Genomic DNA, 13745 nt, shown 5'->3' on the forward strand with positions numbered 1-13745 from the left:
TCCTTATTTGAAATCGTTTACAACTTTTATTATACACATGATTAATTTCATGTCTATACTTGATTTAAACTTTATTTAGTTTTTAAATTTACAAGTGTATATTAATTTCGAAGGAGGATGGATATGAGCACTATTCTTTTACAGCCGCACTATCAACATCGACTTTGGGGTGGAGAACGTCTGAAGCAATTTGGTTTTGAATTCAATGAACATTCGATTGGTGAAGCCTGGACAGCTTCTGCATTAGAAAAAGGAGGAACTTCTGTTGCGTCTGAACCTTACTTCGGTCTGTCTTTACGTGAGCTCTATCAACAACATCCAGAGTTGTTTCAAATTAGCGCGGACGAGTTTCCTCTACTGATTAAATGGATTGACGCAAACGACGATTTGTCTGTCCAAGTTCATCCAGATGATTCATTAGCAAACCGACTTGAAAATGAACCTTATGGAAAAAATGAATGTTGGTACATTTTAGATGCTCCGGCAGATGCGACACTCATTTACGGTCACTCCTATACCACCTCAAAAGATTTCAATAAAGCGCTTGAAACAGGGGATTTGGAAAACGGTTTGATACGAAAATCGATTCGTCCCGGTGATTTTTTCTATGTCCCGGCTGGCACAATCCATGCATTGACAAGAGGAGTATGCGTACTCGAAATTCAACAAAGTTCAGACACGACCTATCGTCTATACGATTACAATCGGCTGGATTTGACGACCGGTTGTCCTCGTGAACTTCATGTGGAGAAGGGTACAACCGCTTCTTTCGTCCCTCATCTTGAATACAGCGAACCAATCCGCCAACTGGATCATTTTCGAACAAGTTTGACGAAAAATTCATTTTTCTTTGTTGAAAAATGGAATGTTGCCGCGAAAGAAAGGATCACTACTGACACGTTTCGGTTACTATCTGTCGTTCAAGGAACATTAATTATTGACGATATGGAAGTCCATACCGGCGGCACACTCCTCCTTCCTGCCAATGAGTCATTCTTGATTGAGGGAGAAGCGACTTGTCTTGTAGCTGGTGTTCCTTCCGATGAGAAACAAACCATTCGAATCGGTATCGACTTAGGAGGAACCAACACTCGGATTGCCGCCGTGTCATTAAAAGGAGATGTATTAAAACAATACACGTTTAAAACGCAACCGCAATTACCTTTCGAGGAGACACTACAATCTATTGAGATGGCGATCCATCAATTCGGTGTCGAGTTCGACATCCAGCATGTCGGCATCGTGGCACCCGGGCCTCTCGATTTAAAGAGAGGGATGTTTTTAACTCCTCCGAACCTTCCGAATTGGCATAATCAAAAAATCATTGAACCTTTAAATCAACGCTTAAATCTTTCTGTCTCGCTTGAAAACGATGCGAACGCTGCTGCACTCGCAGAAGCGAAATTCGGAGCTGGAAAAGGGTACGATTCCGTTTTTTATGTAACAGTCAGCACGGGAATTGGTGGCGGTTACGTGTATAAACATCAAATCATTCGAGGGGCAAACAGCAGTGCCGGTGAAATCGGGAATATGATTATCCGTTCGAACGGACCAGCTCACCCTGTACTGAATCGAGGCTCTCTCGAATCACTCGCTAGTGGTACAGCACTCATAAAGCGAGCTAACGATAAAGGATATACAAATGTGCCTTCGCTATTATTGGATGCCGAAGACCGCCATCACTTTGTCGAAGAACTGGCTAGTGGACTAGCTAATATCATTCATACCGTCGATCCGGATGTGATTGTATTGGGTGGCGGGGTAATGAAATCTTCTTCACTATTTTGGAACGACCTACAGCGAGCAGTCTCGAATAAAATGTATCCACATGCTAGTGGAAAAACGCGTCTATGCCTCACTCAATTGTCAGGAGATGCGGGCGTGATCGGCGCTGCCTTTGTCGACGCGTAATAAGATTTGAAAAACGAGAAACAAACCGAAATTACACTTTCTTTCCTAGACTGAGTTAGATTCATTTACTTTAGCATGGTAACGTGAAATGATAATCATAGTAACTTGTTAAAGTGAGGTGACGGTGTGTCTACCACAGAGTACGAAAAAGCGACATCTATTTTGCATCACCTCTTTATCGCCTCTTCCTTTGTCGGAATCGACTTCGGTTCCGGTCCGAACCATCATCTCCTCTATTTCAGTCGCCAAGGACTGGAATCTTGGATCTCTATCGAGGGACCGTGGCATGTACACGCCACACAAAACACGTTTGACGAAGGTGAACAACTCGAACAGCTCATGCGCTTAAGACGAGAGCGCATCCATCACGTACGGCTCGGAGACGAACATCCTCACCTTGAAATTCAATTCGAATCAGGTTCTCTTCTGTTTATTAACGGGTATCAAGAACAATTTGAATGCTGGCAAGCGGGAGATGCAAGACCGCTCGGCGGAGATTCCTATTTGCTGGTCGCGATGCCTCAAGGAGAGCTCGCTGTATTTGCGGAAGGAGACGACGAATGAGCACGTGGATGGATATTGTTACGTATATGTTGATTGCCGGCGGCGTTAGTCTCGCAATCATCTTATTGCGAAAGATTACGAAAGCATGAAAAAAACGGCCGAGGCCGTTTTTTAGTCGAACAAAATCCGCTGCATCCGCTCCGGCGCTTGTAAATAGTCGCGCATGACCCGTACATGCTCGAGGTCGTCAAACGGCGTCGGGGAAAGTCCCGTCTCCACTTGTAAGATCATCGCACCCGGATACGACATCAAGATGGGCGAGTGACTGGCGATGATAAATTGACTGCCGGATTGTACAAGTTCATGCATCCGAGCAAGCATCGTCAGTTGCCGCATCGGTGACAATGCGGCCTCGGGCTCATCCAAAATATAGAGGCCATCGCCACGGAATCGATGCAACATGAGGGAGAGGAACGCTTCCCCGTGCGACTGCTCATGAAGGGAACGTCCACCGTATGACTCATAAAACCGTTCAGGGTCAAGCCCTGATTTCGCCATCTCATCCACATAACTCGATAGCTGGTATGCTGTCTCGGCACGTAAGAAAAAGCCGTCTTTCGGACGATACGGGCCACGAATTGGCCGTAACGCCTCATACAACGAGCTATGTGTCGACTCCGTTTCGAATTGGAAGGATGGTGCCCCACCTTCCGGATTGAATCCTGCCGCTACGGCCATCCCTTCAATCAACGTCGATTTCCCACTCCCATTCTCTCCGACAAGAAATGTGACAGGATGATGAAACGTCAGTTCATCGAGTGTCTGAAAGATGGGTAATGAGTACGGATAGCCCGTCGAATGGATGCGTTCCCTCTCTAACCGTACCCCACGTAAAAATAAAGTCATGTCCATTCGATCCAAAACGTCGCCCCCTTCTCTGACTCGACCCCATAAGAAAGTCCTTGTGCTTCAAGAAGTAATTTCGTGATAGCGAGACCTAGACCATGTCCGTTTGAGCGGTCTCCTTTCACATACATATCCCAAATCGAAGGTTGGACGGCAGGGTCAATCCCGTTCCCTTCGTCTGTCACTTCTAGTCGATTAGGTGTCAGTTTGATTGTGATACGTCCGCCGATAGGGCTCGCTTCATACGCATTTCTTAAAAAGTTCGAGAGAACCCGTTCCATCGCCAATCGATCGGCTTGAATCGATACCGTTTCGAGTTGCAGATCGAGCGTCACGTCTTTTTGTCGGAACCACTCGGACATGCGTGACGTCAATCGGCGAACTAAGTCATCTAGTTGAAGCGATTCCATTTCAAGTGGAATCGTCCCAGAAGACAACTTTGAGTATTCGAGCATCTGATTGACGAGCCGGTCGATTCGGTCTATTTCCTCCGTAATGCTTTTGCCCGTAATAGCCACCTCCATCTCATTAACGACACCGAGTTCCAACATTTCCGCCTCATTCCGGACAATAGCGAGCGGTGTACGCACATCATGGGTCACTCCAGAGATGAACGATTTTTGAAGTGCCTCTTTTTCTTGAAGGGAGGCATTCATTTGTCCGATCGTGACGGTCAAATCCCCAATCTCATCGTTCGTCACATTCGGAAGAGTAATGTGATGTTGTCCTTCCATAATCGATGCGGTCGCTTGCTTCAACTCGACGAGCGGTTGCGTGAGCCGTCGACTCATCCAAAACGTGACACCGATGGCAACCATCAGTGCCAAAATAAATCCACCCGCTAAGATGAGATAGATTTGCTGAAACTGTGGATTTGAGAATGGCACAGGACTGTACGTCACAATTTGAACGTTCCCTTCTTCTTGCAAATACGTCAAGAAACGGGTCCCGTTCACACTCACCTCGTCCTGAACTGTTAAGTCATCCGGGTCGAGACTGATCGGCATCATGCGATGCATCCTTCCACCACGTTCTAGCTCGATACGTTGCCCGTCTTGAAATAGGAGTACGTCTAGTTGACCTGGAATTCCACGTCCTTCTTGGATGGCTTCATACACAATCGCCGCCTCGCGCTCCAATTGCGTATACGTCTCCTCTTCTGCGAACCGTCCGATCAACAGTGACGTGAGAGCGAATGTTAAAACCGCCATCACAGCAAGGGGCAAGATAGCTGTCCACAATAATTTCTTCATTAAGCGATTCATGAAAGTCCCTCTAATCGATAACCGACCCGATGAACGGTCTTCAGCTGTTCTTTTAGTGTAGGTGATTTATCACGTAATTGTTTAATATGGGTGTCGACCGTACGTGTATCTCCGACGAACGCATAATCCCATACATCGTCGAGCAGGCGATTCCGATCCAACGCCTCACCGACGTGCTTCCATAAATACAAGAGCAGTTCATATTCTTTGTTCGTCAGCCGGAGCGTTCTTCCGTTCTCTTGTACCATCCTCGATTTGAGGTCGATGGTGAGCGCACCGAACCGAATCATATCGGTCTGTTTCACGAGACGCTTCAGGCGAATCTCCAATTCTTTCAAAACGATGGGTTTGACCAAATAATCGTCCGCCCCAAGTTCTAATCCGAATACGCGATCATCTGCCTCACCACGAGCCGTCGTCAGGATAATAGCAGGAGCGGGCTGTTGCGCTTTTAACGTTGGAATCAAGGTCCATCCTTCTCCATCAGGGAGACGGACGTCGAGTAAAACTGCATCAAAGCGCTGATGTAACTGTTGCTTCGCTTCGCTGAGGGTCATCGCCACTGTCACATTAAACCCTGCATATACTAAAAAGCGAGACATGCCGTCCGCAAGTTTTTGTTCATCTTCCACTACGAGTACGTTCATCTTCTATCGCCTCCACATCCATTATATCGTACACATGGAATGCCCCACCGTTTCCCAAAGACAATTTGCAGAAATCTTGCAACTCCCTCACAACTTTCATCACCTTCAGGCTTACACTTGGAGTATCAAAAGGAGGAGATACACATGAAATCAACAAAACTAGCAATCGCCTTGGCCGGTCTATTGGCTGTCTCAGGTACTGGCGTATATGCCGCGACGAATGACACGACGACAGATGAATCGACAACGACGGAATCGACACAATGCGAGCGTGGAGAAAGAGGTTCTGGCATGGTTGGTGACCGAGAAGCGGGTCATACAGCGCTTATCGAGGCGCTCGGATTGACAGAAGAAGAAGTGGATGCAGCCCGTGAAAATAGACAGTCGATTCATGAGCTCGCAGAAGAAAAAGGCATTTCAATTGATGCATTCATCGACGCGATCATGACGTCGCATGAAGAAAAACTCGCGACTGCTGTAGAGGAAGGAAACATGACGCAAGAAGAGGCGGATCAAATCCTTGCGGACCACGAAGAGCGTTTTGCTGACGTGACGAGCTATGATGACCTAGAAGATGCTCGCGGCATGCGCGGTGGACGTGAAGGCGGTCGCCATGGCCATGGTCACGGACCACATCATGACAAGTCATTCTCTTCAGATGACGATGCTTCAACAGAGAGCGACAGCAATGTAGAGAATCAAAGCAACAGCTTGTAAGTCAAAAGGCAGCCACACGCGGTGGCTGCCTTTTTATATGACGAGTAATAAAAACGCATATCCTAATAAACCAATCAAAAATGCACCAAAACTACTCTCTCGCTCAGCAGGTAACTCTTCTTTCATGACGTTCAAGATGACGCCACCTGCCAAAAAGGCGACAACGATAGATAGACCGAGTCCATTCACTTCTCCAAACGAACCGACCGCCCACCCTACAAGTACAGCAAGCGCTAACAAGACGCGTCCCTGTCGATCATAAAGTTGTTGATGATGCTGACGCAATCCTTGATCGACCGTAACAAAGTGAATGCCAAGCGCTATGAAGTAAAGAAACATCGTCCCATTTGACTGAAATTCACTTTCTGCGAGCACATATCCGATGCTAAACGTATAGAGCGTGAATGAACCTATGTGAATCCAAAACACATACGGTTTTTGTTTACGTTTGTTGGCCGTTGCGAATCGCTCGAGCCCGTAAAAGACAGCCAGTCCTAACATACTGATGATCAAGATATGGTTCTCGAGGGAGGCGAAGACGTTGTTTCCAATCTCCCCTTCTAGTTCACGTTGGTACTCATTTAACTCTGGCAATAGATGAAGGAATACATAAGCAACGGCAATCCCGCCCGCCACTGATAAAAAACGGCTCCTCGGCACTTCACGCACATGAATGAGCTTTCCTGAAAAAAAGTGAATCATCGCAAAACCGAGTGCAAACCAAAAACTTAACTCGAACACATAAGCCCCTCCCGCATTAAGACTTCTCCCTATGTGCTTTTACCCTTTCGCTGTATGTCACATTCATTTTCGGTTAGATCGCTCTTGTTTCTTTCTTTCCCGAATCTCTTTCTCCACTCGCCGTAGCGCTTTTTTCGATCCTCGTTCGAAGTCGTGCGCTTCCTTTCGTTCCTGATACGTCGTGAATAGCGTTTCCAAATCATAGTCAGCCGGATAAAGTTCCGTTGCTCGTGCTTCTAACCGGACACGACGACTCGGCAACTCTACGTAATCGTCATTCACGAACACCCGGACATGCCGACGAGATGCATCGAACGCATAGACAAGCCCGACTTGATTCGTCTCTAACAACCGGACACGGTCACCTTTTTCAAAGCGTTCCGCCTCTTCAAGCGGTGCCGCTTCGATTTCGCGTGTGATTTTAGAATCATCGACTTTCGTAGTGTCATACGTTTTCTCGTTCATGTAACGAGATGCCTGTTTCAATATCGCTTCCGGCAACTTCATCTTGCGGGCGATAAAGAGGGCGTTGCTGTCACCAGACTGCCCCATGAGCAATCGATATTTCGGTTCGAGCGTTTCCGGGTCAAACTGCATCGCAGCGTTCATGAAATCTGGGTGGGATTCAGAATACGATTTGATTTCTCCGTAATGGGTCGAAGCCACGACAATCGCCCCTCGTTTATATGCCGCTTCTAAGATGGCAATTGCAAGAGCGGCTCCTTCGTTCGGTTCCGTACCGCTTCCGATTTCGTCGAATAACAAGAGTGACCGTTTTCCAGCGGTTTGCATAATATTCGCCACATTGTGCATATGCGCCGAGAACGTACTGAGTGCCGACTCCAAATCTTGATTATCTCCGATATCGACGAACACCTCATCGAATGTAGAGATGACCGTGTCGGTGTGTGTCGGGATATGCAATCCTGTCATGGTCATGAGACTGAGAAGTCCAATCGTTTTCAATACGACCGTCTTTCCGCCGGCGTTCGGTCCGGTGATAATTAAGCCGCGATAGTCCGTACCGATGGCAAAATCGAGTGGAACGGCACTTTCTAAGAGTGGATGACGTACTTGTTTCAATTGAATTCGACCAGTCGCATTCACGTGTGGTGTCACGCCATCAATCGATTGACTATACTTCCCTTTGGCGAAAACCATATCGTACTGGGCGATGACATCGAGTGTCGCCTCAATTTCAGGAAGAACTTCAGTCACTGCTCCCGTCAATGTCGCCAACACTTGATACACTTCCACCGCTTCTTCCGTACGCTTGACGACGAGCTCGGCGTTCAACTTCGAAATGGCCTCGGGTTCGATAAAGACCGTCGTGCCGCGATTCGATGTGTCTACAATCGTACCCGCTACTTTGTGCTTGTATGAAGCTTTGATTGGGATCGTGAAGCGGTCCTGTTTTTTCGTGACAAATCCGTCTTGAATCATCTCGCGATTGGCAGCGCTCTTTAAGAATTTGTTCAATCGTTCCTCGATTCGTCCTTCCAAAATGTCGACTTGCTTGCGAATCCGCTTCAACTCTTTCGACGCCTCGTCGACGACCTGACCAGCTCGAATCGCTCGTGTGATGTCTTCTTCTAGCGTCCGCCATTCGCCCATCCCGACAGCATAAGCCGACAAGAGCGGTGCAAAAAATTCATGTTCGAGCATGAATCGTTTCAGTTTGCGCGCTCCCCGTAAAAACTCGACGACCGCTTCAAGTTCTGTTGCTTCGAGTTGGATGCCTCGTTGCAGTTTCCCGATAATCGTCTCCATGTCAGACACGCCGATAAATGGGACGTGTGACGTCGCATCTAAAATCGCTCGGGCTTCGGATGTTTCCTGCAGACGTTTCTTCACCGTCGCGATGTGGCTCGTCGGACGTTGTTGTCTGAGTAACCTTCTCCCGAATCCGCTGATGCAGAAGCGCTCTACTCTCGTCATCAATTCGTTGTATTGTAATTTTTCAAATGTTTGTTCGTTCATGTGTCTCTCTCCTCAAATGATAGAATCGAGATACCGCGCAAACAAAAAAGCGTCGGTCGATGACGACCAACGCAAAAAGACAGACCGGTGTCTGGCAGTTTTTGATGGGCGGTATCTGTAACGGAACATGACGGCATGACAAATAAACGTGTCATCCGACATTTTTCAGTTCGTTAGGCAGATACAACCTCACTCATCAACATGCAACACCTTTCTCACTTAGATTCGTCCTTACTATACAACAGATTCTCTGCCTTGTAAAATTTTAGAGAACGCTTTCAAAAAAGTCTTGTGTCTTAAATCCACACATGTTATGTTGAACGTGAAGAAACGAATAGCGATCACATGTGACTGATTCGATCAGGCATGGGGTAAGACGTACGGTGCATGCCACCCGTCTATACTCCATGCCTGTTTTGTTTTTCGGCGTTTTGTTTCCAGAAAGGATGTAGTAGATATGCTATGGAATAAGTTAATGAATCGACACAAACCCACACTGCACTCACCAATGGAAGGAGACGTCATTCCACTCGAACAAGTAGCGGACTCGGTCTTCAGTGAAAAAATGATGGGCGACGGTATTGCCATCACACCAACGGATGGCGCCGTCGTCTCACCGGCTGACGGCGAAATCATACAAATCGCTCCGACAAAGCACGCCATCGGCATTCGGACCGAGGATGGGGCTGAGATTTTGATTCACGTCGGTCTCGATACCGTCGAACTCGAAGGTCGACCGTTTGATCTTCAAGTAGATGTGGGCGACCACGTCAAGACGGGACAGCTGTTACTGACAGCGGACTTAGCACAAATCCATCAAGCCGGTAAGGACACGGTCACGCCAATGGTCGTGACGAATGGGGGCGCGCTTGCTCATCATTACGCCTTCACATTCACGAAGGAAGCCGTCCCAGGCAAGACGGTTGTCGCCCGAGTGGAAGCGTGACTCCGGAACAAGGAGGACACATGATTAAAATCAAAAAGATTCTAAACAACAATGCGGTCATCGTCTCGGACGAAGGTGAAGAAAAGATTGCGATTGGTCCGGGCGTCGCGTTTAAAAAAACGAAGAACGACATCGTCAATCCACATAAAATCGAAAAGTTGTTCATCATGCCAGAGAATGACAAGTTCCAACAGTTATTGAGTCGGATCCCGGTTGAGCACTTCACCGTTTCCGAGGATATTATCTCCTATGCAGAGAAGCGTCTCGAGACATCGTTCAACGAACATATCCACATCGTCTTGACCGACCACATCTCGTTCGCCATCGAACGGGAGATGGATGGCATCTTATTACGCAACAAACTGTTGAATGAGATTAAAATCCTCTATCGCAATGAGTACGAGATTGGACTGTGGGCGATTGAACATATCGCTGAAAAGCTCAACGTGAAAATGCCGAAAGACGAAGCCGCGTTCATCGCGCTTCATATCCATACGATGAAAGTGAAAGGAGGTGATTTACGCAAGACGGTCAAACAGACAACGATTGTCCGCGACATGATTCAATCGATTTCACGACGACTCGATGTATCCATTGAAGAAGATGACTTATCCTACCAACGATTATTAACTCATTTACGGTTCGTCATGGATCGGGTCAACCACTACGATCATCACACGATTGATGAAGACATGCTCCGCATGATTCAGACGAAGTTCACGTCTGCCTACGCGTGTGCATCTGATGTCGCGAAAGAAATGGAAGAGACATATGGCGTCGTCTTGCCCGAGTCAGAACTTGGCTATATTACGCTCCACATTCAACGCCTACAAGATCAACACCACCAAAAAGGAGGACATTAACAATGATGAATTATTTGCAACGTCTCGGACGTTCCCTCATGTTACCGGTTGCTGTACTTCCGGCAGCCGCCATTCTCATGGGGATTGGTTATTGGATCGACCCATCTGGTTGGGGGTCAGGAAACATTGCCGCTGCATTCTTAATTAAGGCAGGGGCCGCCATTATCGATAACATTCCAATTCTTTTCGCAGTCGGGGTAGGTCTCGGAATGTCAAAAAACCGTGACGGTTCAGCTGCACTGAGTGGACTCGTGGCTTATTTGACCGTCACGACACTTTTGGCAGCCGGAACGGTCGCCTTGTTCCAAGGCATTGACGTCGAAGCCGTCAACCCGGCATTCTCGAGAATTGAAAATGCATTTATCGGTATTTTATCAGGATTAATTGCCGCTAGTATGTACAACCGCTTCAGTCACGTCAAACTACCAGACGCCCTCGCGTTCTTTAGTGGGAAGCGTCTCGTTCCGATCATGACGGCCTTCTCGATGATTCTCGTATCGGTCGCCCTTTACTTTATCTGGCCAATCGTCTTTACAGGTCTTGTCGGATTCGGGGAGTCGATTTCTAAACTTGGCGCATTCGGTGCCGGGCTATACGGATTCTTTAACCGTCTCTTGATTCCGACTGGTCTTCATCACGCCCTCAACTCGGTATTCTGGTTCGATGTCGCTGACATTAACGATATCGGAAAGTTCTGGTCGGGTGAAGGTGAAAAAGGTGTAACAGGGATGTATCAAGCCGGATTCTTCCCAATCATGATGTTCGGTCTTCCTGCTGCAGCACTTGCGATGTACCATACAGCGAAGACAAAACGGAAGAAACAAGCGGCATCACTACTATTCGCAGCAGCGTTCGCTTCATTCTTTACAGGTGTAACTGAACCACTTGAGTTCTCGTTTATGTTCCTCGCTCCTGTTCTTTACCTTGTACACGCAGTCCTTACAGGAATCTCGCTCTTTATTGCAGCAACGTTCCAATGGACAGCTGGCTTTACATTTAGTGCAGGTCTCGTTGACTTCTTCCTCAGTTCAAGATTACCTCTTGCCAATCAGCCGTACATGCTCATTGTGCAAGGTCTCGTATTCGCAGTCATTTACTACGCGATCTTCCGCTTCATGATTGTGAAGTTTAACTTAATGACGCCAGGCCGCGAATCAGATGAAGTCGTTGATGCAGTTGCTAGTGAGACAGCAGACGGCGAAACGAAGGTCGCGCCGGTCGCATCAGCTTCAGGTAGCGAATACTCAGCAATGGCAAATATGATTTATGACGGTCTCGGTGGTGACAGCAACGTCACAGGTATCGAGTCTTGCATCACACGCTTACGCGTCGATGTCAAAGACATGGATACGGTCAACCAAGATCAAATCAAGAAAGCTGGTATTCCTGGTGTGAAAGTCGTCAGTCCAAACCATATTCAAGTCATCGTCGGCACAAACGTTCAGTTCGTCCTCGATGAGATTGAAAAAATTCGTAGCCACCGCGCCGGATAAAACGTCAAAAGCCACCTCATTCAGGTGGCTTTTCTTGTTTAGTAGTGTGGTGCTTATAGAACTGAATGAAATAATAGAGGAAAATCCACGGCAAGATGTACTGCGTGAGCCACATGAACACCTTAAGCACTACCTGCACTGTATATGGTACTAGTCCTAATAAAAACAATACGACTAGTAAAGCAACTCCTAAACCTATGTACATATTTCTACTCAAATCATCTACCCCCCTTATTTTCCCAGTTCAGTGTAACATAAAGAGCCTGTCGCAACGGACAGGCCCTTCTTACATTTGACGAAGTCGGGAAATACGCTCCACTGGATCGGGGTGCGTCGAGAACAGACCGCTCACTTTCTTTTTAAGTGGATCGGAGAAGTAAAGCGGTGCCGAGGCACTCGACGCTTGCTCGACCGGCGTCTCCACGTTTGCAATCTTCTCAAGCGCCGAGGCGAGTGCATCCGGGTTACGGGTCAGTTCCGCTCCACTCGCATCTGCCAGAAACTCACGATTACGTGAAATCGCCATATTGATGAGCATTGCAATAAGCGGGGCCAACACCAACAAGACGAGTCCAATGATGAGGAAAATCGGGTTTTGATTTTGGTCACGTCGTCCCCCACTGATACTCCGGAAAAATAACATGCGTGACCCGATATCACTCATGATGGCGATCACTGACACGAGTGCGAGCGTGACCGTCGAGAGTCGCACGTCATAGTTTTTAATGTGTGCGACCTCATGCGCAATCACACCTTCCACTTCTTCACGCGACAGTTGATCCAACAGCCCGGTCGTGACAGCGACGGCCGCCTTTTCCGGTTTCAGTCCGGTCGCAAACGCATTCGGTGACGAATCATTGATGATAAAGATGCGAGGCATCGGTACTCGCGCGACCATCGCCATGTTTTCGACCGTATGCCATAAAAAGCGGTGCTCTTCCACCGAAGTCACTTCTTGCGCCCGATTCATTTTCATGACGATATTCGTGCTCGACATGATGACGATACCGACATAAAACAAGGAAAAGACGGGTGTGAAAATCAATCCTGGAATCGCATCCCCATAATTGACGTAGGAGATGGCCGCTCCAACGAGAAGGACGAATAAAACAAATCCTGTCACGATGAACACCGTCTTCACTTTGTTTTTTCGAATTTGTTCATAGAGGAGCATACGTGCCACCTCGATTCATTAAAATGAGACGCGAACGTTTTCGCGCTCTTCGGCACGTGCCTCGAGCATGTCGCGCTTTTCAAAATGATGGACGGACGCGATGATATTCGTCGGGACCGATTCGATTTTCGTGTTATACTTCATAACCGTATTGTTATAAAGTTGGCGGGAGTATGCGACTTTGTTTTCCGTCTGAGTCAACTCTTCCTGCAACATCTTGAAGTTCTCGTTCGCCTTTAAATCCGGATACGCTTCACGAAGCGCAAACAAGTTTTTCAGCGCCCCGCTCAGCTGATCGTTCACCGCCATCTGATCTTGGCGATTCGTCTTCTCACCGAGCTGATTTCTCAGTTCGACGACCTTCGCAAGCGTTTCTTGCTCGTGTTTTGCATAGCCCTTCACCGTTTCGACCAAATTTGGAATCAAGTCATAACGCCGTTTTAATTGCACATCGATTTGAGCCCACGCCTCGTCGACCCAATTTCGATATTTGACGAGCCCGTTGTACATCGAAAAATAGATGAGTACGAGCACGACAACTGCTACAATCGCAATAATCCACCCCATGTTGGCACCTCATTTCTTCAGTTTCTCCTGT

13 protein-coding genes are annotated in these 13745 nt (G+C 47.5%); 6 read left to right on the forward strand and 7 right to left on the reverse strand.

What is annotated here, in order from left to right:
* Positions 1-123 precede the first annotated feature (123 nt).
* Together P400_RS15300 and P400_RS0101845 are read left to right on the forward strand one after the other, a co-directional pair.
* Positions 124-1911, forward strand: coding sequence for a type I phosphomannose isomerase catalytic subunit (locus P400_RS15300; protein ID WP_051545923.1), 1788 nt, complete (start codon positions 124-126; stop codon positions 1909-1911).
* 126 nt (positions 1912-2037) lie between these two features.
* Positions 2038-2475, forward strand: a complete 438-nt coding sequence (locus P400_RS0101845) for a hypothetical protein (RefSeq protein ID WP_026824621.1) — start codon at positions 2038-2040, stop codon at positions 2473-2475.
* A gap of 111 nt (positions 2476-2586) precedes the next feature.
* Here P400_RS0101845 and P400_RS0101855 read toward each other — a convergent pair whose 3' ends face one another.
* From P400_RS0101855 to P400_RS0101865, 3 genes are read right to left on the reverse strand one after another with little or no spacing between them, the layout of a single operon-like run.
* Positions 2587-3327, reverse strand: coding sequence for an AAA family ATPase (locus P400_RS0101855; protein ID WP_084483619.1), 741 nt, complete (start codon positions 3325-3327; stop codon positions 2587-2589).
* Entirely contained in the window at positions 3318-4586 is a 1269-nt protein-coding gene (locus P400_RS0101860) for a HAMP domain-containing sensor histidine kinase (protein WP_026824623.1), read from the reverse strand. The genes P400_RS0101855 and P400_RS0101860 overlap by 10 nt, the downstream gene beginning before the upstream one ends.
* Positions 4583-5233 (reverse strand): response regulator transcription factor, encoded by a 651-nt coding sequence (locus tag P400_RS0101865; protein WP_026824624.1) that lies wholly within the window; start codon positions 5231-5233, stop codon positions 4583-4585. Before P400_RS0101865 ends, P400_RS0101860 begins: the two co-directional genes overlap by 4 nt.
* 144 nt (positions 5234-5377) lie before the next feature.
* Here P400_RS0101865 and P400_RS14775 point away from each other — a divergent pair, with 144 nt between their 5' ends.
* A complete protein-coding gene (locus tag P400_RS14775; protein WP_034770719.1) occupies positions 5378-5950 on the forward strand; it encodes a hypothetical protein in 573 nt (190 codons plus the stop codon).
* Positions 5951-5983: 33 nt separating this feature from the next.
* Here P400_RS14775 and P400_RS0101875 read toward each other — a convergent pair whose 3' ends face one another.
* Positions 5984-6691: a hypothetical protein gene (locus P400_RS0101875; protein WP_026824625.1), complete on the reverse strand. Its 708-nt coding sequence runs from the start codon at positions 6689-6691 to the stop codon at positions 5984-5986.
* Between the two features lie 63 nt (positions 6692-6754).
* A complete protein-coding gene (locus P400_RS0101880; RefSeq protein WP_026824626.1) occupies positions 6755-8671 on the reverse strand; it encodes an endonuclease MutS2 in 1917 nt (638 codons plus the stop codon).
* Positions 8672-9128: 457 nt separating this feature from the next.
* On the opposite strand from P400_RS0101880, the gene P400_RS0101885 reads away from it, so the two are divergent.
* Genes P400_RS0101885 through nagE form a run of 3 tightly spaced genes read left to right on the forward strand, consistent with a single transcriptional unit; the run spans position 9129 to position 11973 of the window.
* Positions 9129-9617 carry a PTS sugar transporter subunit IIA gene (locus P400_RS0101885; RefSeq protein WP_051545924.1) on the forward strand — a complete coding sequence of 163 codons (489 nt, stop codon included), beginning with the start codon at positions 9129-9131 and terminating at the stop codon, positions 9615-9617.
* Positions 9618-9637: 20 nt separating this feature from the next.
* Positions 9638-10480 carry a PRD domain-containing protein gene (locus P400_RS0101890; protein WP_034770724.1) on the forward strand — a complete coding sequence of 281 codons (843 nt, stop codon included), beginning with the start codon at positions 9638-9640 and terminating at the stop codon, positions 10478-10480.
* Between the two features lie 2 nt (positions 10481-10482).
* A complete protein-coding gene (nagE, locus tag P400_RS0101895; RefSeq protein WP_026824629.1) occupies positions 10483-11973 on the forward strand; it encodes an N-acetylglucosamine-specific PTS transporter subunit IIBC in 1491 nt (496 codons plus the stop codon).
* A 286-nt stretch (positions 11974-12259) separates the two neighbouring features.
* Here the strand turns inward: nagE and htpX are convergent, their stop codons facing one another.
* On the reverse strand, positions 12260-13147 hold the full coding sequence (gene htpX / locus P400_RS0101905) for a zinc metalloprotease HtpX (protein WP_026824631.1): 888 nt from the start codon (positions 13145-13147) through the stop codon (positions 12260-12262).
* 18 nt (positions 13148-13165) lie between these two features.
* Positions 13166-13714, reverse strand: a complete 549-nt coding sequence (locus tag P400_RS0101910) for a LemA family protein (RefSeq protein ID WP_026824632.1) — start codon at positions 13712-13714, stop codon at positions 13166-13168.
* Positions 13715-13745: the final 31 nt, after the last annotated feature.

The organism is Exiguobacterium marinum DSM 16307 (assembly GCF_000620845.1).
In the GTDB taxonomy this organism is placed as follows: Bacteria; Bacillota; Bacilli; order Exiguobacteriales; family Exiguobacteriaceae; genus Exiguobacterium; species Exiguobacterium marinum.

Bases quoted from the DNA above. Each gene is read 5' to 3' on its own strand.
- nagE (WP_026824629.1), top strand. From the start codon at position 10,483: ATGATGAATTATTTGCAACGTCTCGGACGTTCCCTCATGTTACCGGTT.
- P400_RS0101890 (WP_034770724.1), top strand. From the start codon at position 9,638: ATGATTAAAATCAAAAAGATTCTAAACAACAATGCGGTCATCGTCTCG.
- P400_RS0101880 (WP_026824626.1), bottom strand. From the start codon at position 8,671: ATGAACGAACAAACATTTGAAAAATTACAATACAACGAATTGATGACG.
- htpX (WP_026824631.1), bottom strand. From the start codon at position 13,147: ATGCTCCTCTATGAACAAATTCGAAAAAACAAAGTGAAGACGGTGTTC.
- P400_RS0101855 (WP_084483619.1), bottom strand. From the start codon at position 3,327: ATGGACATGACTTTATTTTTACGTGGGGTACGGTTAGAGAGGGAACGC.
- P400_RS0101865 (WP_026824624.1), bottom strand. From the start codon at position 5,233: ATGAACGTACTCGTAGTGGAAGATGAACAAAAACTTGCGGACGGCATG.
- P400_RS0101910 (WP_026824632.1), bottom strand. From the start codon at position 13,714: ATGGGGTGGATTATTGCGATTGTAGCAGTTGTCGTGCTCGTACTCATC.
- P400_RS15300 (WP_051545923.1), top strand. From the start codon at position 124: ATGAGCACTATTCTTTTACAGCCGCACTATCAACATCGACTTTGGGGT.
- P400_RS14775 (WP_034770719.1), top strand. From the start codon at position 5,378: ATGAAATCAACAAAACTAGCAATCGCCTTGGCCGGTCTATTGGCTGTC.
- P400_RS0101885 (WP_051545924.1), top strand. From the start codon at position 9,129: ATGCTATGGAATAAGTTAATGAATCGACACAAACCCACACTGCACTCA.
- P400_RS0101860 (WP_026824623.1), bottom strand. From the start codon at position 4,586: ATGAATCGCTTAATGAAGAAATTATTGTGGACAGCTATCTTGCCCCTT.